The following is a 19,781-nucleotide window of genomic DNA, read 5'->3' on the forward strand; positions in this document are numbered from 1 at the left end:
GCAGCGACGGCGAGATCCTGCGACTCGGCCACCTCAAGCGGCGGCAGCGGCCACGCAAGATATTGCTGCTGATCGACGTCTCCGGCTCGATGAAGAGCCGCACCGAGGAGAACATGAAGCTCGCGCATGCGCTGGTGCAGGCGGCGCCCAGTGTCGAGGTCTTCACCTTCGGTACGCGGCTGACGCGCGTCACCCGCCCATTACGGTTGAAGCGTCGCGAGCAGGCGTTGAACGCGGCCGCCCACCTCGTCAGCGATTGGGACGGCGGCACCCGCATCGGCGATGCACTGCAAGCCTTCCTCGCCGTTCCCCGCTTCGGCGGTTATGCGCGCGGCGCCGCTGTGATCGTCGTCTCCGACGGGCTCGAGCGCGGCGAACCGGACGCGCTTCGCGATGCCGTCGCGAAACTGTCGCGGCGGGCCTGGCGTCTCAGCTGGCTGACGCCGCTCGCCACCAGCCCGGCCTTCCGTCCACAGACGGAGGCGCTCGTCGCCATCGAGCGCTTCGTCGATGACCTCGTGGATGGCGGCTCCAGCGCGTCGATCGTCGCGCACATTCTGGCATTGGGACGAAGGAGAGCGGGGTGATCGATATTGTCGACGGCCATCATCACATCTGGCGGCAGGCCGACCTGCCCTGGCTGATCGGCCCCATGCAGCCCCGGATCTTCGGTCCCTACGAGCCGATCCGGCGCGACTATCCGATCGGGGAATATCTCGACGATCTCAAGGGCACCGGCGTCACCCGCTCGGTCTATGTGCAGACCAACTGGGCCAATGACCGTTTCGAGGATGAGGCCGCCTGGGTGCAGCAGACGGCCGATGAGCACGGCTGGCCGCACGCCGTCGTCGCCTATGCCAATTTCGCCGTCGAGGACGTCCGTCCGCAGCTCGATCGCCTCAAGCGCTTTCCACTCGTGCGCGGCGTACGCATGCAGCTGCATTGGCACGAAAATCCGCTTTATCGTTTCGCGGCCCGTCCCGATCTCTGCGCCGATCCGATGATCCGCCGCAACGTCGCGCATCTCGCCGACTATGGCTGGAGCTTCGATTTGCAGGTGTTCACCCCGCAGATGCCCGAAGCCGCGGAACTGGCCGACGCCTGTCCGAAGGTCACCTTCATTCTCCAGCATGCCGGCATGCTGGAGGATATCTCACCCGCAGGCCGCGCCGCCTGGCGCGCCGGCATGGCGCGGCTTGCGGCCTGCCCGAACGTTGTGTCGAAGCTTTCCGGGCTCGGCACCTTCATCCATCGCAACGATCCTGCACACATCGCGGCCGTACTCGCCGACACAGTTGCGATCTTCGGTGCCGAGCGCTGCCTGTTCGGCTCCAATTTCCCGATCGAGAAATTGTGGACCACTTATCGCGAGCTCGTCGATGCGTTTCGCGCTGCGGCTGCACCGTTCAGCCCGGCGCAGCAGGACGCGATCTTCAGGACCACCGCGGCGCGCGTCTATCGGCTTTGACAGACAAGAATGAGATGAGGGAGGGCAACGAATGGCGCTGGAGATCAAGATCCTGGACTATGGCGATATCGAGCTGGAATCGAGCTTCCTGGTGCTCGGCCGCGATTGCGGCCGCACCCGCCGCGTCCTCACCCTGGGCTTCCTGATCCTCGGCGGCAAATATCCGGTCGTGGTCGACACCGGCTATCGCTCGAACCAGATCATGGAGACGCTGGGCATGCGGGGGCTGCAGTATCACGAGCACATGATCGAGAACCAGCTTGCGCGCCACGGCGTGCGTATGGGCGACGTCCGCTTCGTCTGCCATACCCATCTGCACATCGACCACGCCGGCAAGGACGATCTGTTCCCGATGAACACGACCGTCGTGCTCAACCGCAAGGAGTTGGAATACTCCGTCTCCGGGTTGATGCATCCGCAATACCCCGCGCCCGACATCAAGCACCTGATCGACCGCCTGCACACCAAGAGCGCGCTGCGTTTTCTCGACCTGGAGATCACCGGCCCGATCGAGCTGATGCCCGGCGTCTATTGCGACGCGGCCAATGCCCACACCGAGGGGTCCATGAACATCATCGTCGAGACCGCCGACGGCATTGCCACCATTTGCGGCGACGTGATCTACGACTTCAACGACCAGATCGTGACGCCCTTCAACGAAATCCACGATTGGGAGCCACGCACCACCGGCAACCACGGCACCAGCAAGCGTGCGGAGAAGGCCGCGATCAAGAAGCTGCTGAGCAGCTCGCGCTATCTCCTTCCCGTGCACGATCGCCCGGCCAAGATCGAAGGCGGCAATGTCGTGGGCCGGCTGCATGACCAGGTCCCCGGACCGATCGTGCAGTCCCTGCCCGCACGCAACTGGTTTCCGGCCTGACGCGAGCTCCGAGGACATCGACCGATGACGCACGTCACTTTGCGCTCCGAATTCGAAACCCTGATCGACCCCTATGCGCCGGTCGCGCAGGTCGGGACCGGCTTCGACTTCACGGAGGGGCCGATCTGGCATCCGGTCGATCACTACCTGCTGTTCTCGGACATGCCGGCCGACGTGCGGCGGCGCTGGGATGCGCGGCGCGGCGTCGTCGAGGTCAAGCGCCCTTCCAACAAATGCAACGGCATGACCTACGATGCCGAGCTCAACCTGATCGTCTGCGAACACGCGACGTCGTCGCTGGTCCGCGAACGCCCGGACGGACGGCGCGAGGTGCTGGCTTCGCACTTCGGGGGACAGGAGCTCAACAGCCCGAACGACGTCTGCGTTCATTCGTCCGGCGCGATTTATTTCTCCGACCCCTGGTATGGCCGCATGCCGGTCTATGGCGTCGAGCGACCGCGCCAGCTCGGCTTCCAGGGCGTCTATCGTGTCGTGCCCGGCGGCGAGCCGAAGCTCGTCGTCGACCGCAACCTGTTCGACCAGCCGAACGGGCTGTGCTTCTCGCCGGACGAGAAGCTGCTCTATGTCAACGACACCGTCCAGGCGCTGATCCGCGTCTTCGACGTCGATGGTAACGGTTCGCTGTCGAACGCGCGCGTGTTTGCGAGCGGCATCCGCTCCGAACTCGAGCCCGGCCTGCCTGACGGCATGAAGTGCGATCAGCACGGCAATGTCTGGGTCACCGCGCCCGGCGGCGTCTGGGTCTATTCGCCGCGCGGCGAGCTGCTCGGCAAGGTCCGGGTGCCCGAACTCGTCGCCAACCTCGCCTGGGGCGGTCCGGACTTCCGCACGCTGTATCTGACCTCGACCCATTCGGTGTACGCGATCCCGACCAAGGTCGGCCCGCGGCACGAGCCCTATATGAGCGGCCGGCGCAGCGGCGGGGCAACGCCGGGCTCCGCGCCAGCGGCGCCGATCCTCGCCGAGGGCGAGATGCGGCTCGACCCGCAACGCTGCGCGATGATCATCCAGGACCTCCAGAACGACGTCGTCATGGACGGCGGCGCCTTTGCCGAGTCCGGGGCACCGGCTCATGCGCGCCAGCAGCATGTGATCGAGAACGTCCGGCGCCTTGCCGAAACCGCGCGCGCCCGCGGCGTCGTCATCATCCATGTCTGGTTCATCGTCGAGCCCGGTGCACCCGGCGTCACGCTGAACGCGCCGCTGTTCGAGGGCCTCGTCGACAGCAAGGCAATGGTGCGTGGAAGCTGGGGTGCGGCGCCCGTGTCCGGCCTGGAGCCGCGGCCCGGCGATTTCGTGGTCGAGAAGATGCGCATGAGTGCGTGGGAAGGCACGCGGCTGGAGACGATCCTGAAAGCGACAGGGCGCGACATGATCATCAACACCGGTGCCTGGACCAACATGTCGGTCGAGCACACCGCGCGGACCGGCGCCGACAAGGGCTATTTCATGATCGTGCCCGAGGATTGCTGCTCGACCATGAATACCGATTGGCACAATGCCTCGATCAACTTTGCCATGCAGAACGTCGCCGTCGTGACCAGGGCGGATACGGTCATCAGGGCGCTGGGATGATGCGCGGTGCCGAAGCTCCTGCATCTCTCCTGCTCGCCCCGCCCCGACTCGGAGTCGAGTGCCGGCGCGCGGATCTTCACTGACGGCTTCCGTCAGGTCCATCCCGATTGGGACATCGACCTCATGGATCTCTGGCGCGAGCGGATGCCCGAATTCGCCGGTCCGATCCTGGACGCCAAATATGCCCGCATGAACGGTCAGGGCTTCGATGATGCTCAACGCGCCGGTTTTGCCGAGGCCGAGCGCATGGCGCTACGCCTGTCGCTCGCTGACCGCGTGTTGATCTCGACGCCGATGTGGAACTTCGGCATTCCCTACAAGCTCAAACAGTTCTTCGACGTCATCGTCCAGCCCGGTCTCACCTTTCGGTTCGATCCGTCGCAAGGATATATACCTTTGCTGAAGGATCGGCCGACGCTGGTGATCATCGCCAGCGGCAGCGATTTTTCCACCGGCATGAACCGTGGCCGTATTGATATGGCAACGCCCTATCTGCGGGAGATCCTTCGCTTCATTGGCATCAACGACGTTCGTTTCGTCGCGATCGGGCCAACCACTGGACCACGGCAACCGATTGAAGCCGCGCGAGCTCGGACCTCTAAACGCCTCGTTGCAATGGCTGCGAGTTTCTGATGAAGGACAGAGAGCGACGATGCCCCTTCCGGACCGATGTGCGCCGGAATGCAATGGCAGATGACACTATCGAGACTTTCGTTAGCGTCGCGCATGCGATGTCCGTGAAAGGCCATCCACGTCTCGATCCGGCGTACGCCCGTGCGCCCCAGCCCCGGCTGCGCAAGCAGTTCGGCTCTGGTATGAAGGGACGCGATCTCGAGCAGATAGTTCATGCGCGTCAACGGTTCTTTGCCTATCAGCGCCGCAAGCGGGCTGTGAACCAATATGATTGCAATCCGCTCCGGCAAATGGCTGTGGCTTTGCTCGAAGGCCTTCCTCACGGTCAGTTCCACCCGAACCTGCAAACATTCCAAAGATCGTTCTAAGAACTGCTCTAGCAGAGCCGTCAGGCGTTGTCCCAGCTGTACACGCCCCGGTTGATCCCGATTAGATAAGTTCTAGATCGGTGACGCCCGAACTATATCGGAACGCAAAATTCCGCCGATCGGACATCGCGAATCTTATCGCGCCTTAGGCGATGAGTTCCCGGCGCGAAATTGTCGAGAGCAGCGACTCCGCAATCTCCTGGGAACGCACGGCAATCACCGAGAGCAGCGTATCGCTCAGGCCGTGGGAGGATTCCGAGTAGCCCTGGAGGTGGATCTGCGGCCGAAACGCCGGATTGGTCACGAGCTGGTAATTTCGATCCAGCGCCGCATCGCGAATGTAGCGGCGGATCGGTTCGAGGAATCCGTGCGGCGTTTCCCTGTCGTATCCCGTCGCCAGAATGACGACGTCATAGGTCGAACGACGATTTTCGCCACGGAACTTGTCGACCACGCCGATCTCGATGCCATCAGGTCCCGCGTTCACATTGGTAATCTCGCTGCGGGGCCGCAACACGATCCTTTCGTCGCCGCCGACGCGCTGCTGGTAGAGCAGCCGGTACAGTTGGTCCAGCAGATCGGCATCGACCACGGCATAGTTCGTGTTGCGGAAGTTGCGGACGATCGCATCCCGCCGCTCGGCAGGCTGCGCGTAGACGAAGTCGGTATAGCCGGGGTTGAAGATCTCGTTGACGAAGGGGCTGCTGTCGGACGGCTTGAGCGCATGGCCGCGGAAGATCAGGTCGATCTGCGCCTCGGGACATCGGCCATGGAGGTCGACCGTCACCTCCGTTGCGCTCTGCCCGCCGCCGACGACGGCCACGCGCGCTGACCGACCGCGCGGGACGACCCGCTCGATCAGCTCGAGATAGCGGCTGGAATGCAGGAGCCTGCGATCGTCAGCAGCCTTGTCAAACACCTGCGGGACATAGGGCTGGCCTCCCACGGCGACCACGAGATTTCGCGCAAGGCGCATGGTCTCTCCACCGGCGAGCGAGCGCGAATGCACCCGCAACGACGTCACCGTCTGCCCGGCCGTCACCGGCTCGACGGCGACGATGGTCTCGCCATAGGCAGCCTGCGACTTGAAATGGCCCGCCACCCATTGCAGGTAATCGTTGAACTCGACCCTGCTCGGATAGAACGTCCGGCAGTTGATGAAATCCAGCAGGCGGCTGCGCTTGTGCAGGTAGTTCACGAAGGTGAAAGGACTGGTCGGATCGCGCAGCGAGACCAGATCCTTGAGAAACGATATCTGCATGTCGCTGCCTGGAAGCAGCATGCCGCCATGCCAGGTGAAGTGCGGCTGCTTCTCCACGAACAACGGCGTGCATTTTTGCCGAGATCGCTTGGCGCATTCGTCCAATGCGATAGCGAGCGCGAGGTTGGAAGGTCCGAATCCGACGCCGATGACGTCGTGCTCGATCGCGAGTTGATGAGACATGAAGCCGCGCTCCGCTTGCGCTTAAGATGAGCTCGCTGGGCTGGCCGTTGCCGGAAGCCAGAGCCGATCGCCGAAGAAGCGCTCGCGCAACAGCATCACCAGGGTCGCGCGCTTGTGGGGAAAGTCGAAATTCTTGATCTTCGCGAAACCCGAGCGTTCGAGATTGCGAAGCTGCTGCGAATGCGCCGCCGCCGGCTCACCGACGATCCTCTGCGTCCGGCAATCGTCGAGGAACATGTAGTGCATCAGCGAAGGTAGCCACGCGCTGATGTATCGACTGCCGCGAAAAGCGTCCTCGCCCACGACCACGTGCCATCCCCGGTCATAGTCATCGACATCGTAGAACGGCGCGATGCGATTTTCCTTGGCCCAATAGAGCTCGAAATAGCCGAACGGTACATCACCGAAAGAGCCGATCAGCGGCAGCATATGCGGATCGGCCAGGATACCGGTTAGGTATCGTCGATGCTTCTCGAGATCACCCGCCTCGTTCCAGAACGCATCGACCCGGGGGTCATTCATCCAGCGATGCAGCAAATGGAGATCATTCTCGAGGTCGGCCACGCGAAACGAGATGACCTCCGACAGCCAGGGGATGAACCGGCCATACACTTTTCCCGCCGGCTTTGCTGCGCGGCGCGGATGGCGCTTGCCGTCCGTCATGATGTGGAGTTGCGGCAACGGCGGTCGTCCAGGGTTCACCAGCCAATTGTCCCGCCGCTGCATGACCAACTCTGGAAGCAGAACCAGCTGTCCCTCGGATATGATGGCAAGGCCGCTCTCCGACAGCTCTCGTGCGAGCGACGCTCTACCAGCGAGGTCCAGCACGAGCCGATCAGCACCCGGTCGCCAAGCGAATAGCGCTTCCGCGGACGCCGACACGGCGCGTGCGGCAATCTCACGGTCGTCCGACGCACTCAGGATCTCGAGATGATCGGCGCGCTCCCGCAGACGCAGTTCCAACGCCGTCGCGTCCTTGGCAACGACGCGAAGCCGGTTGTCCTCCTGGAAGACGGTCAGAGCGGAATATGGGCCGACCGGAAATGCACGAGGTCCGGTCCCGGAATCCGAAGCCTTGTTCATCCGGCCCTCGCATCTCGATCATCGCTGACGCGTGGTGTAGATCACTCGCCTACAGGCTGACAAGGAATGCGCGCACACGCAGATTAGATTCTCTACAAATCCGACGGCCTCCCGCAAAGCGGATCTTCATGCTGTCGTTTGCATCCGACAAAAGCTCCAACGGTTCGCTATAATATGTCTAAAGCGACGCGTCCGTTGGAACCGCGGAATTGTTCGCGACGTTGTCGGCTCTCGCCTCGCTTGCGACGATCTTGCCGTCGCGCAGCCGCACCAGATGGTCCGCGATCCCGAAATAGCGATCATCGTGTGAAATCACGATGATCGTCTTTCCGAGCCGCTTCAGATCGGGCAGCAGCTCCGTGTAGAAGATGTGACGGAACGCCGGATCCTGATCGGCGGCCCATTCGTCGAACACCAGGACGGGCCTTTCCTCGAGCCAGGCATTCATCAGGGCCAATCGCTTGCGCTGTCCGGTCGACAGGTCCGTCGTCGTGAACACGCCGTTCTCGACCGAGACCTTGTGTGCGACTTCCAACCGCTGGAGGTAGCGCTCCGCGGCATCAGGAACCACGCCGTCTCCACGCATGAGATCCTCGAACAGATAGTAGTCGGAGAAGATGGTCGTGAAGAGCTGGCGGTAATCATCCCGCGTCTCCGTCAGGACAGGGACGCCGTCGCGCAGCACGGTGCCGTCATGCGGAGCATAGAGACCGAGCAGCAGCTTGATCAGCGTCGTCTTTCCGCTTCCATTCTGCCCCACGATGAAGACGATGTCGCCCTGTCGAACGCGCAGATCGATCGGACCAAGAACAAAGGGATCACTGCCCGGCACGGCGCGAAAGGCATAGGTCACACCACGGAGCTCGATGGATTCGATGGTGGTCTTAGCAGGTGCAGCGGGAGCACCGGCCAGCAGATCGTGCTCAGGGGTCGAGAACTGCTCAGAAAGCTCCGTAATGCGGCGCATCGCGACCTGGGCGCGGCCGAGTGCCGGCAGGATACCGATGACCTGATCGATGGGTCCGCGCATATAGAGCAGCACCAGCACGAAGCCGCTGGATACCGCGGCGGGACTGTCGGGCCACAGGAACGGACGCAAAGTCAGCGCTACGCCGATCACGACAAAGAACAGCATCGTGCCGAACGCCCGCGCCGTCACGAACAGGTTGATTGACCTGACCTGCACCGAGCTGATCCGGTCGACGGTCTCTTGGAGTTGCTCGACATAGAGGCGCCGTCGGCGGACGCGATTGAGACGCAGCTCCTTGGCGCCCTCAGCGATCGCGCGATACTGCTTGTGCAGCTGATCCTCCGAATCCCGCGCAAGGTTGAAGCCGCGGACGCCTCGAGTCCTTGCATAGCCATGCGCCAGCGACCCCAGGATGATGACGGCTCCCGTGATCAGGAAAAGCGGCCACGACAGCACCGCGAGGTAAACCATGCAGCCGAGCGCGATCACGAGCGACACGAAGAAGGACGAAAAGAAGAACGCGAAATCGCTGATCGTGTCCACGTCCTGCGTGAGGACCGGGATCAGGCGATGCGTCCGGTAGATTTCCAGCTGATCGATCGGCGCGGCCAGGATCCTGGCGGCCAGCGACTTGCGAAGCTCGGCGATGATCCGCTGTCCGACGTAGTTGGCGCTGATATCGGCGCCGATGGAACCGATCAGGATCAGGAGGCACAGGCCCGCGAACGCGAGAAGCAGCGTGACGACGTCAGCCTGCGTGGCATAGAGCCCGCGATTGACGACCGCGAGCAACGCCGCGACGCTGGCGCCGCCAACAATGCCGAGAACGATACCGCCGAGAACGAGCGGCCAGTAAGGTCGCAGGAGATGAAAGATCTGCGCCGTCAGGCCGCTTCGTGAGTTCATGATGAGCGCCGCGCTGGAGAGGACCTGGAGCGAACCTTACGGCCCGACAAGCCGTGCCGATGTGATGCGAATACATGATGGCGGCATCGCAATTCCAGCGCTTATTTTCTCCGCTCTTTCGATGGATTCTAATTTCGGATCGACAATGCCTTTATTATGATGCGGGTAGTACCGCTTTTGCATCGCAGCCGGCGAGCGAACAAGGATTTTCGTTCAGTGCCGTGCCAGGCCGCGACATCCGGACATCGAAGCGCTTACAGGCGGGCATCGGACAGGCCCGGTGGAGAACGACTTTGGACTTGCTTATCTCCGAAACCCGCATCGCGCTTCCCGACGCCGCCGGCCTCGCCGCGCGGATGATCGATCATCTGGCCGAGCATGACATCGCCTTCGAGGACCAAGGCGGCCTCATGGTGGCGAAACTGCCGTTCGGCACCAGTTCCCTCGCCGTCGAGGCCGAAGTGCTCAAGATCCGCGTCGAGGCCGACGACAAGGGCAATCTGGAAATGCTGCGCTCGGTCGTCGCCTCGCATGTGATCGAGTTCGCGGGCGACACAGCTCCGACCATCGTTTGGTCCGGTCATGAATCCAACGGCGGCACCTTGGCCAATTTCCGCGAGGTGCGGCTGAAGTCCGCGATGACGCTGACGCCGCACATGCGCCGGCTAACCTTCACGGGCGACGATATCGCCCGTTTCGTGAACGACGACGACCTGCACGTGCGGCTGTACTTCCCGCCCGAAGGCCTCGCCAGGCCGGAATGGCCGTGGCCGGCCCCGGACGGGCGTATCCTGTGGCCTGAGCCCGACCGCAGGCCGATCACCCGTTATTACACGATCCGTCGCATCGACTTGCAGAGCCGCGACATCGATATCGACTTCGTCGTGCATGATCACGCCGGACCGGGATCGGCCTTCGCCGTTAACGCGAAGACCGGCGCCATCTGCGGCATGGCCGGCCCGCTCGGCCGAGGCATTCGTCCGGCGCGGTGGTTGCTGCTGGCGGGCGACGAAACCGCCCTGCCCGCCATCGCGCGAATTCTGGAGACACTGCCGGCGACGACGACAGGTGAAGTCTTCATCGAGGTCGCCGACCAGGACGAGGAAGTTCCGCTGGTCGCGCCGAGCGGCGTAGTGATCCGCTGGCTGCACCGTGCAGGCCGTTCAGCCGGGACGACACAGCTGCTGGTCGACGCCGTGAGGGCGGTACGATGGCCGGACCATCGGGATGTGTTCGCCTGGGTCGCATGTGAGGCGCAGGCGCTGAACGCGTTGCGCGATCATTTACGCAACGAGCGAAAGCTCGCGCGCGACCAGCATCTGGCCGTCGCCTATTGGAGCCTGCGCCAATCATGACGTTCCAACACGCGCAGGCGGGCGAAACGACGCTCGCCTTGTCGGCCGACATCCCGCAGGCCCCGAGAGATCCTCCCGCCCCCTTGTTCGAGCTCGATCAGGTCGGCTTCGCGGTCGCCGGGCGCGCGCTGCTCGAACCGCTCACCCTGTCGCTTCCCGCGCGCAGGGTCGTCGGGCTGATCGGGCATAACGGCTCGGGCAAATCGACCCTGCTGAAATTGTTGGCGCGCCAGCAGCCATCTTCGTCGGGAACGATCCGTTTCGAGGGCCGCGCGCTACGGGCGTGGAGCGATCGGGACTATGCCCGCAAGGTCGCGTACCTGCCGCAGCAGACGCCGCCCGCCGCCGGCATACTGGTCAAGGAACTGGTCGCGCTCGGCCGTTATCCCTGGCACGGCGCGCTCGGCCGGTTCGGCGACATCGACCGCGAGAAGGTCGAAGGCGCCATGGCATTGACTCATATCGAGCCGTTCGCGGACCGTCTGGTCGATACGCTCTCCGGCGGCGAACGCCAGCGGGTCTGGATCGCCATGCTGGTGGCGCAGGACGCCGAATGCCTGCTGCTCGACGAGCCGACCTCGGCACTGGACATCGCTCATCAGATCGAGGTGCTGTCGCTGGTCAAGCGGCTTGCCCGCGAGCGCAACCTCGGCGTGGTCGTCGTGCTCCACGACGTCAACATGGCCGCCCGTTTCTGCGACGAGATCATCGCGCTGCATTCCGGAAAGCTGATTGCCCGCGGCGCGCCGGATAAGATCATGACGCCGGCCGAACTCGAAAACATCTACGGCATCCCGATGGGCGTGATGCCATCGCCGGACCATGGCCATCTCATCAGCTTCGCGCGGTGAGCGCCGTCAGCTACGCTGCGGCCGCAGCAGCCAGATGAGATAGGGGCCGGCAAGCATCATGGCGAAGATGCCGGCCGGCATCTGGAACGGAAAGATCACCATACGTCCGGCCCAATCCGCCATGACCATCAGGATCGCCCCGATCAACGCGGCCAGCGCCGCTTGATGCAGCGCGCGCTGCGCGCCCATCATCCGCGCCATATGCGGCGCGATGAAGCCGACCAGGCTGAGAAGCCCCACCATCAGCGTCGCCGTGGCCGTCAACAATGCCGTCAGCAGCATGATGATGATGCGGCTCCGCGCCAGCGAGATGCCGATCGAACGCGAGGTCGAAGGTCCTAGCGGCAGGATGTCGAGCCAACGGGAGAGCATCGGCACCATGATCAGCAGAACGAGCGCGGCGGCCGCGAGGATTGCAGCTTCGGCCGGACCGATCTGGTAGAGCGATCCTGTCAGCAGCGAAAGCAGCATGCCGATGCGCGGATCACCGGTCGCAAGCGCCATGGCAATGATCGCGCCGAACGCCGCGCTCATGGCGACGCCGGCGAGCAGCACGCGTTCCGGACTGAACTCGGAGCGCCGGCTGAACAGCAGCACCAGCGCCAGCACGATGAATGCGCCAATCCCGGCCGCCGCAATCTGCGCCAGCCGGGTGTGCGCAGGAAAGAGGTAGAGCAGAACGATCACGCCCATCGCGGCGCCGTAACTGATGCCCATGACCTCCGGCGCAGCCATCGGATTTCCGGTCATCCGTTGCAGCAGCGTGCCGGCGACCGCCAGCGTCGCGCCTGCGGCGAGCGCCGACACCACGCGCGGCCAGCGCCAGGGCCAGAACTCCTGCAGGCCAGACAGACCGCTCCAGCGCCAGCCGTCGGCGCCGACACCGAGAGCAAGTGCGATCCAGACGACGAGCAGCAGCAGGACGACAGCGCACAGGATCACGCGCCAGGGGTGATCGAGACGCGGCGGCGCGGATGGCGTGAGATTTCCCATCGGCATGGCCGCCCGCAATCGTGGCAGCAACAGGAGCAGCATCGGCGCGCCGATCAGGGCCGTCACCGCGCCGGCCGGCATTTCGCGATAACCAGGCGGAATCAGCATCACGAGTTGATCCGTCAGCCACAGCAGCACGGCGCCGCACAGCGGCGCCCAGATCAGCCGGTCGCGGAAGCGGCGCGCGCCCGACAGCATGACGATGGCCGGCGCGGACAGGCCGATAAATCCCATGACGCCGACCACGCTGACGACCGACGCACTGAGCGCGATCGCGATAACGAGCGCGAAGACCCGTGCTCGCGTCAATCCGAGCCCCAGATTGCGCGCGGTCTCGTCGTCGAAGCCGAGCAAGGTCAGCGGACGAACCATTGCCGCGATCAGGACGATCGAAACCAGCAGCCGCGGCGCCAGGAACGTGACGTTGCTCCAGTCCTGCTGGTTGAGGAAGCCTGCGCCCCAGATGAACAGACCGATCAGATATTCGTGGTTCAGCAGCACCAGCGCCTGGGTGGTCACCGCGCAATAATAACTGACGATCAATCCGGCGAGCACGAGGACGACGGGCGACAGCGCGCGTTTCCAGGTCAACCCGAACACGCACAGGAACGCTGCGAAGCCGCCGAGCAATGCTATCCACTCGCGGCCGAAGACCAGCAGCGACGGCGCCCACAGGGTCGTCACGGCCAGCGCAAGATAGGCGCCGTTCAGAACACCAAGCGTGCTCGGTTCGGCAAGCGGATTGCGCAGCACCTGCTGAGATACAGTGCCGGCAAGGCCGAGGGCGGCGCCGGCCAGCAGCGCCACCGCGATGCGCGGAAACACCGTGTAGTGCACCAGCATCTGCTGGGGATCGGTGACCTCGGGCTGCCATAACACTGGCAACCATGCGCCGGCGGGCAGATATCCGGACAGATTGCGCCAGGTGAGCGCTGCCGCGGCCGCCACCAGCAAGCCGATCAGCACCGCCGGATGCATGTCGAAGCCGGACCGGGCCGGCAGCGACTCAACCTTGCTCATGACTTTCCCGCGGCAGACGTTCGGCGAGAAGGCGGGCGAAACGCTCCGCCGCCGGCACGCCGCCATAGAAGAACTGATTGTCCAGGATCGTCAGCCGGCGCGACCGGAGGGACGGCAAGGTGCGGAGGACCGGACTTGCCTTCAGCAAGGCCTCGACGTCGGCGACGCGCGAGGTCATCAACACCAACCGCGCGTCGGGCACCGCGGCGAGCACCTCCAATCCCACGCTGGTATATCCCCACGGGCCGCTCTGCCCGGTCCAGGCATTCTTCAACCCGAACTGATCGAGCACCTCCTGATAGAGGCTGTTCGGACCGAACACCAGCGCGCGGTTGCGCGCGATCTCGCTGACGAGGTAGAGCGGCTTGTCGCCGCGATCGCGGAGCCGCTCATGATAGCCGGCCATGGCGACATCAAAGCGCGCGAAATAGGCTTCGCACGCCGACTGCGCCCCGAGGCGCTTCGCAAGCTCCATCGTCGAACGGCGCGCCGTGTCCAAAGGATGCCCGCCGGGTCTGAAGATCGTGAACATCTCGACCGGCGCGATCAGCTTGAGGCGGGGAACGGCGGCCGCGATGCTGGGATCGATGATGATGATGTCGGGCGCGAAGCTCTGCAGCAGCTCGAGATTTGGCTCCGAGCGCAGACCGATCTCCTGCACGCTGGACGGGACAGCCGGCTCGACGACGAGTCGGCCATAGCGCTCGATCTCCGGAATCACCAGCGGCACAACGCCCAGCGCCAGTATCGTCTGGGCACAGGCCCAGCCGAGCGCGGCAATCCGGAGCCCGGATTGGGATCCACCAGTTTGGGCAAATGCCATCGGCCATGTGCCCGCAAGGGCCGTGCCTGCGATCGTCGCGCCCGCGCTGAGAAGCGCACGACGAGACAGCCTGTGGTCTGGGACAAGCATGCTCATGGGATCTGGTTCAGGAGCCCCGCGTAGAGGCCGCGAGAGACGAAAGTCATGACATACCCTCGTTCGCGCCGCATTTCCATATCACGCCGCCTTTTCGTCAGCGGCAAGAAAGGCTTTGGCCAGCACCCGCCCGATTGCCGCCCTCGCCTGCAAGGCATCGGCTACCACATTTCCCATGCGCAGGAATTCATGGATCATGCCGGGATAAACCTGCAGATCGACGGGCACGCCGGCCGCGCCTAACCGCGCCGCATAGTCGCGCCCCTCATCCACCAGGGGATCGAACTCGGCGAGCACGATGAATGCGGGAGCGAGGCCGGACAAATCGTCCGCTGCAAGCGGCGCAAAGCGCCAATCGTCTCGATCTGCATCATCGCGCAGATATTGCCGGAAGAACCAATCGACGGTGCTGCGCTCCAGGAGATGGCCCGTGCCGTATCGTTCGTAGGATGCGGAGGTCTGCCGCGAACTGAGGCCGGGATAGGCGAGAACCTGGAGCAACGGCTGCGGAAGGCTCGCGTTTGTCTTCGCCTCGATCGCGAGTGCGGCGGCAAGCGTCCCGCCAGCGCTATCGCCACCGACCGCAACGCGGCGCGGATCAAGCCCGATCGCCCGGCCTTCGCGGCCGATCCAGGCCAACGTATCGACCGCATCCTCGAAGGCCGTCGGAAACTTGTGCTCCGGTGCGAGCCTATAGCCGACCGACAGCACGGCTGCACCGCTGTCCTCGGCGAGACCGCGGCACAATGGCTGATGCGAATCGAGGCTGCCGACGACGAAGCCGCCGCCGTGCATGTAGAGGAGGACCGGAGCCGGATTGCGATCGTTTGGCACGGCCCTTGCGTAGAGCCGCGCCTCGATCGTCACGCCATCCCGCGTCGGCAGCGACAGACGCCGCTCGTAGCCCAGCGCCGGCGGATCGACATCGAGCAGAGGCGAGGATGCATCGAAATCGGCCCGCGCCTGCACAGCGGTCAGTTGCGGAAACGGAATGCGCGCGCCACTTTCGGTGCCGGCCCGCACCATCTCGAGCAACGCTGCGATATCTGGATCAAGACTCAAAGGCTCACTCCGCCGGTTCCGGAACGGTAGGCTGCACGATCGTGGATGCCGTCGCTGGCGCGAGCAAACCGCAGATCTCATCGAGCAGGCCAGCGTGCTTCAGGATCGTGAAATGGTTGTCGCCTGCAACACCGCGATCGATCGCCTTCGGCAGTTGCAATTGCAGCCGATCGCGCTGCGCCAGGCGCGTCGACGTCCACCAGCAGAGCGGAGTAGCTTCGAGGCCCTGCGGCAGCGTCGCCTCCTGCGCCAGCCGGTTGAGATGCCGTCCGACCGCGAAGGGGGCGGACACGTCTTCCGGGCCGAGCCGCGCCTCGTCTGCTCTCACGCTCTCGCCTTGCTCCATGACGGCCGCGACCACGTCACGAATGCACTCCGGCATCTCCGGCAGGCCGGCGCGCTTCGCAGCCTCGACAGGTGCGTTGATGCAAGAGGCCGCAGTGCTCGGAAGAACGGCTGAGAGCAATCCGGCGAGATCATCGGCCCAGTGGGAGATCGCCTCCTGCCGGTTCAGACCGTCCGGCTGCCGCGGCACGAAGCTGTCGACCAGCGCAAGACGATCGACACGCTCACCGCCGCGTTCGAGCTCGGCCGCGACGAGACTGGCCAGCAGCCCTCCCAGGGACCAGCCGACCAGGTAATAGGGGCCGCGCGGCTGCATTCGCCTGATCTCGGCTGCGTAGTCCACGGCCATGGCTTCGAGTGAGCTGTCGGTCCACGTCGGATCGACCAGCATTCTCGATTGCAACCCGATCACCTGGCGCCGCCCTTCGAGGCGGCGCGCCAGCGGACCATAGTCGAAGACCGTGCCGAAACCGCCATGTACACAGAATACCGGGTTCACGCCGCGAACTGCGACATTCAGCGGCAGCAGCGACGATGGTGCTGACGACGCAACGGCGCCGCTGTCCGCGAGCAGCGCACGGATCGTCGGCTTCTGGAGCAGATCACGCAGCTTGATCTCGATCCCGAACACCTTGTCCTGGCGAACCCGCGCAACGACCTTGAGACACAGAATGGAATTGCCGCCGAGCTCGAAGAAATTATCGGTAGCGCCGACCTGCGGCACGTCCAAAATCTCGGACCACAAGCGCGCCATCGCGGACTCTGCCGGGCCTTGCGGGGCGACGAAGCTCCGCATCGACGCATCGGGCGCCGGCAATGCACGCCGATCGACCTTGCCGCTCGACAATGTCGGCAACCGCTCGAGCACCATGATCCGCGCCGGCACCATATAGGCCGGCAGGATCTGTTTCAGGAAACTGGTCAAGCGCTCCACCAGCGCCTCGGCCGCGCCGGCCGCTGCGTCGCCTGCCACCTTCGGAGCGACATAGGCAATGAGCTGATTTCCGGCTGCGCTCGGCACTGCCACCACGGCCGCCTGTGCGATCGCCTCATGACGGAGCAGCGAGGTCTGGATTTCCCCAAGCTCGATGCGGAAGCCGTTGACCTTGACCTGGTCATCGCTGCGGCCGAGATATTCGACGGTGCCATCCTCGCGCCAGCGCGCCAGATCGCCGGTGCGGTACAGCCGCGATCCCGGCACCGACGAGAACGGGTCAGGCACGAACCGCTCCGCGGTCATGCCAGCCTTACCGTGATAACCCCGCGCCAGCCCGAAGCCGCCGAGATAGAGCTCGCCGGCTACACCCGCAGGAATGATGTCAAGCGCGGCATCGAGGATGTAGGCCTGACGATCGCCGACTGGCACGCCGATCGGCGCATACGGCGTGTCGCAATCCGACGTGCCATGGACCTTCCAGACTAGCGGCGTGACGACGGTCTCCGTCGGGCCGTAACCATTGATCAGGATGCGCGGCTTGAGAACGCGCCTGACCTTGTCGAAGCCGGCCTTCGGCATCGCCTCGCCGCCGAACGAGTAGAGCTTGACCGGCGGCGGGTTGCCGTTCTGCTCGACGCAATCGGCGACCTGCTGGAGATAGGCCGGCGGCAATCCGATATGGCTGACGCGATTGGCGTGCAGGTTCTCGACCGTCTGCTCCGGCGTCCACAATTCGGCATCACGCATCAACAGCCGCGCGCCACGCGACAGAACCGTGAGCCAGCGCTCATGGGCGCCGTCGAAGGCCAGCGACAGGAAATGCAGCTCGCAGGAGCTTTCGTCGATCTCGTAGAGGCTTCCGGTGACGTGACAGTGCATCGCCAGCGGCCCATGGGCAACGGCCACGCCCTTTGGTGTGCCCGTCGAGCCCGAGGTGTAGATCAGGTACGCAAGATTTTCGGGATGCAGTTCAGGTTGCGGCGGATGGTCAGGCCCAGTGTCGAAATCGAACGAGCACAGTGAGATAGATTCGACACCATCTGGGCTGCCCTCGATTTCGAGCCGTCCCGTCAGCAGGAACGCGACCGCGGCATCGCGCATGACGAACGCGTGCCGCTCGGACGGCAATTCCGGATCGAGCGGAACGTAGGCCCCGCCTGCCTTGAGGACGGCCAGCAGCGCAATCATCGTGACTGCGGTTCGCTCGACCACCACGCCGACGCGTTGCTCGGGTTTGAGCCCGCAGGCGATCAGGTGGTGAGCGAGACGATTGGCCTTGCTCTCGAGCTCTCCGAACGAGAGCACCGTGCCGCCGATAGTCAGTGCCGTTCGCTCCGGACGACGCTGCGCATGATTGCTGATCGTCTGATGCACCGGCGGCAGCGGGGCGCTTGGCGTCGCGTGACGGTTGCAACGATTCGCAAGAGCGACGTCGAGATCCGTGACGGGATCGATGCTGCCAAGCGGAACCGTGGCGTCCCGCGTCAGCGCCACCAGCAAATGCTCGAACTGCGCCTTGATCTGCGTCGCCTGCGCTGCGGTGAAATGGCTCGGCATATAGGTGTATTCGACTTGCAGCGTGTCTTCGACCAGCACCGACAGGTCCATCGGATAGTTCGTCACGTCGACATTCTTCAGGCCGCTGAACTGCAACGCGGCGGCACCGCGGTGCATGCTGCGTTCCATGGGATAATTCTCGAACACGATGATGCTGTCGAACATGGTCTGACCGGCGCGGCCGGCCCAGCCCTGGATGTCATAGAGCGGCGTGTGCTCGTAGTCCCGGATCGCTGAATTGCGGTCCTGCAGCGCGCGCAACCATTCTCCGATCGGGCTTTCGGTCGGAAGCGTTTCGATCACGGGCAGCGTGTTGATGAAGAGCCCGAGCATCTGCTGCGATCCGTCGAGATCGGCCGGACGACCGGCCACCGTCACGCCGAACGTCACGGTGTTCTGGCCCGTATAGCGCTGCAGCAGCAACGACCACACGCCCTGGATGATGGTGTTCAACGTGATCCGTTCGCGGCGCGCAAACGCCTTCAGCTCCGCGGTCGCAGCCTCTCCGAGACGCGTGTAACAGCGTTCGTGGCCGGACGCCTGATGGCGGCGCGCGCCAAAGGCATCGGCGAGCTGCGTCGGCTGATCGAATCTCCTGAGCTGCTCGCGCCAGAAGGCCTCGGCGGCCTTGGCATCCTGCGTCAGCAGCCAAGCGATGTAGTCGCGGTAGCGCGTCGCATTCGCAGCGGGCGTGCCGCCGTAATAGCACTCCAGGACTTCTCCGACCAACCTCGCCGAACTCCAACCGTCCATCAGGATGTGATGATAGGTCCAGATCAGCCGATACAGGTCGTCCTGGAGCCGCAGCAGCCGCACCCGCTGGAGCGGCGGCGTCTGGAGATCGAACTCGGCGGCGCGCTCATCGGCAAGGGCGGCCGCAATTCGTTCGTCGTCGATCGTCTGCCCGCGCCAGTCGTCCTGCGCGAACGGCAACATGGCGTCGCGATAGACCACTTGCAGCGGAGAGCCGGAGAGCTCGCGCCACAGAAAGCCGGTGCGGAGCATCTGATGACGCGCGCTGACCTCGTGCCATGCTTTGCCGAGACGTTCCGGATCGAGGCCCCGGATCTCGACACTGACTTGGTTGACATAAACGCCGCTGCCGGCATCGCGCAGGCTGTGAAACAGCATGCCTTGCTGCATCGGCGATAGCGGATAGACGTCCTCGATGCGACTCCAGTCCAGACCAAGGCGTTCGAGCTGTTCGCTCGACACCCCCGCTAGCGAGGCGCGCTCCGATGCCGGGACGCCGTTGATAAGGCCGACATCGCGCGAGGACGCAATCAGCGCCTCGATGGTCTGATGCCGGAACACATCGCGTAGCTCGATGAGCACGCCATCGCGCCGCGCACGGCTCACCATTTGCAGCGAGATGATGGAGTCACCACCGAGCT

The 19,781-nt window shown here is 64.2% G+C and carries 15 protein-coding genes; 8 read left to right on the forward strand and 7 right to left on the reverse strand.

Features of this window, described 5'->3' with window-relative positions:
- The 6 genes from SE91_RS19205 to SE91_RS19230 form a co-directional block, all read left to right on the forward strand.
- A partial coding sequence (locus SE91_RS19205; protein ID WP_156490026.1) for a VWA domain-containing protein occupies window positions 1-587 on the forward strand: 587 nt, incomplete at its 5' end.
- On the forward strand, window positions 584-1,468 hold the full coding sequence (locus SE91_RS19210) for an amidohydrolase family protein (protein WP_061848693.1): 885 nt from the start codon (window positions 584-586) through the stop codon (window positions 1,466-1,468). The genes SE91_RS19205 and SE91_RS19210, both read left to right, overlap by 4 nt.
- A 31-nt stretch (window positions 1,469-1,499) precedes the next feature.
- Window positions 1,500-2,348, forward strand: a complete 849-nt coding sequence (locus tag SE91_RS19215; RefSeq protein WP_061848694.1) for an MBL fold metallo-hydrolase — start codon at window positions 1,500-1,502, stop codon at window positions 2,346-2,348.
- 24 nt (window positions 2,349-2,372) lie between these two features.
- Window positions 2,373-3,944: an isochorismatase family protein gene (locus SE91_RS19220; protein ID WP_061848695.1), complete on the forward strand. Its 1,572-nt coding sequence runs from the start codon at window positions 2,373-2,375 to the stop codon at window positions 3,942-3,944.
- 6 nt (window positions 3,945-3,950) lie between these two features.
- Entirely contained in the window at window positions 3,951-4,577 is a 627-nt protein-coding gene (locus tag SE91_RS19225; RefSeq protein WP_061848696.1) for an FMN-dependent NADH-azoreductase, read from the forward strand.
- A 53-nt stretch (window positions 4,578-4,630) separates the two neighbouring features.
- Entirely contained in the window at window positions 4,631-4,945 is a 315-nt protein-coding gene (locus SE91_RS19230; protein WP_060735675.1) for a hypothetical protein, read from the forward strand.
- Window positions 4,946-5,090: 145 nt separating this feature from the next.
- On the opposite strand, the gene SE91_RS19235 is transcribed toward SE91_RS19230, so the two are convergent.
- From SE91_RS19235 to SE91_RS19245, 3 genes are all read right to left on the reverse strand, one after another.
- A complete protein-coding gene (locus SE91_RS19235; RefSeq protein WP_061848697.1) occupies window positions 5,091-6,389 on the reverse strand; it encodes a lysine N(6)-hydroxylase/L-ornithine N(5)-oxygenase family protein in 1,299 nt (432 codons plus the stop codon).
- 21 nt (window positions 6,390-6,410) lie between these two features.
- Entirely contained in the window at window positions 6,411-7,472 is a 1,062-nt protein-coding gene (locus SE91_RS19240) for a GNAT family N-acetyltransferase (RefSeq protein ID WP_008554662.1), read from the reverse strand.
- Between the two features lie 178 nt (window positions 7,473-7,650).
- The gene (locus tag SE91_RS19245; protein ID WP_060735674.1) at window positions 7,651-9,348 is read right to left on the reverse strand and encodes a cyclic peptide export ABC transporter; all 1,698 of its coding nucleotides are present in this window, start codon (window positions 9,346-9,348) and stop codon (window positions 7,651-7,653) included.
- A 74-nt stretch (window positions 9,349-9,422) separates the two neighbouring features.
- On the opposite strand from SE91_RS19245, the gene SE91_RS19250 reads away from it, so the two are divergent.
- Both SE91_RS19250 and SE91_RS19255 read left to right on the forward strand, forming a co-directional pair.
- Entirely contained in the window at window positions 9,423-10,703 is a 1,281-nt protein-coding gene (locus SE91_RS19250; RefSeq protein WP_082813757.1) for a siderophore-interacting protein, read from the forward strand.
- Window positions 10,700-11,554, forward strand: a complete 855-nt coding sequence (locus SE91_RS19255) for an ATP-binding cassette domain-containing protein (protein ID WP_082813758.1) — start codon at window positions 10,700-10,702, stop codon at window positions 11,552-11,554. The genes SE91_RS19250 and SE91_RS19255 overlap by 4 nt, the downstream gene beginning before the upstream one ends.
- 6 nt (window positions 11,555-11,560) lie before the next feature.
- Here the strand turns inward: SE91_RS19255 and fhuB are convergent, their stop codons facing one another.
- The 4 genes from fhuB to SE91_RS19275 all read right to left on the reverse strand — a co-directional run.
- Complete coding sequence (gene fhuB / locus SE91_RS19260; protein ID WP_082813759.1) at window positions 11,561-13,567, reverse strand: Fe(3+)-hydroxamate ABC transporter permease FhuB; 2,007 nt, start codon at window positions 13,565-13,567, stop codon at window positions 11,561-11,563.
- The gene (locus tag SE91_RS19265; protein ID WP_061848699.1) at window positions 13,554-14,390 is read right to left on the reverse strand and encodes an ABC transporter substrate-binding protein; all 837 of its coding nucleotides are present in this window, start codon (window positions 14,388-14,390) and stop codon (window positions 13,554-13,556) included. The genes fhuB and SE91_RS19265 overlap by 14 nt, the downstream gene beginning before the upstream one ends.
- A 177-nt stretch (window positions 14,391-14,567) precedes the next feature.
- Window positions 14,568-15,548, reverse strand: coding sequence for an alpha/beta hydrolase (locus SE91_RS19270; protein WP_061848700.1), 981 nt, complete (start codon window positions 15,546-15,548; stop codon window positions 14,568-14,570).
- Window positions 15,549-15,552: 4 nt separating this feature from the next.
- Window positions 15,553-19,781: non-ribosomal peptide synthetase (locus SE91_RS19275; RefSeq protein WP_156490027.1), on the reverse strand; the 4,229-nt coding region annotated here is incomplete at its 5' end.

Source organism: Bradyrhizobium sp. DOA1 (assembly GCF_001593325.1).
GTDB lineage: Bacteria > Pseudomonadota > Alphaproteobacteria > Rhizobiales > Xanthobacteraceae > Bradyrhizobium.

What these genes read in the sequence shown, in the direction of transcription:
- SE91_RS19215 (WP_061848694.1), top strand. Translation starts at nt 1,500, where the DNA reads ATGGCGCTGGAGATCAAGATCCTGGACTATGGCGATATCGAGCTGGAA.
- SE91_RS19220 (WP_061848695.1), top strand. Translation starts at nt 2,373, where the DNA reads ATGACGCACGTCACTTTGCGCTCCGAATTCGAAACCCTGATCGACCCC.
- SE91_RS19230 (WP_060735675.1), top strand. Translation starts at nt 4,631, where the DNA reads ATGGCAGATGACACTATCGAGACTTTCGTTAGCGTCGCGCATGCGATG.
- SE91_RS19235 (WP_061848697.1), bottom strand. Translation starts at nt 6,389, where the DNA reads ATGTCTCATCAACTCGCGATCGAGCACGACGTCATCGGCGTCGGATTC.
- SE91_RS19240 (WP_008554662.1), bottom strand. Translation starts at nt 7,472, where the DNA reads ATGAACAAGGCTTCGGATTCCGGGACCGGACCTCGTGCATTTCCGGTC.
- SE91_RS19245 (WP_060735674.1), bottom strand. Translation starts at nt 9,348, where the DNA reads ATGAACTCACGAAGCGGCCTGACGGCGCAGATCTTTCATCTCCTGCGA.
- SE91_RS19250 (WP_082813757.1), top strand. Translation starts at nt 9,423, where the DNA reads ATGATGGCGGCATCGCAATTCCAGCGCTTATTTTCTCCGCTCTTTCGA.
- SE91_RS19255 (WP_082813758.1), top strand. Translation starts at nt 10,700, where the DNA reads ATGACGTTCCAACACGCGCAGGCGGGCGAAACGACGCTCGCCTTGTCG.
- fhuB (WP_082813759.1), bottom strand. Translation starts at nt 13,567, where the DNA reads ATGAGCAAGGTTGAGTCGCTGCCGGCCCGGTCCGGCTTCGACATGCAT.
- SE91_RS19265 (WP_061848699.1), bottom strand. Translation starts at nt 14,390, where the DNA reads ATGGCATTTGCCCAAACTGGTGGATCCCAATCCGGGCTCCGGATTGCC.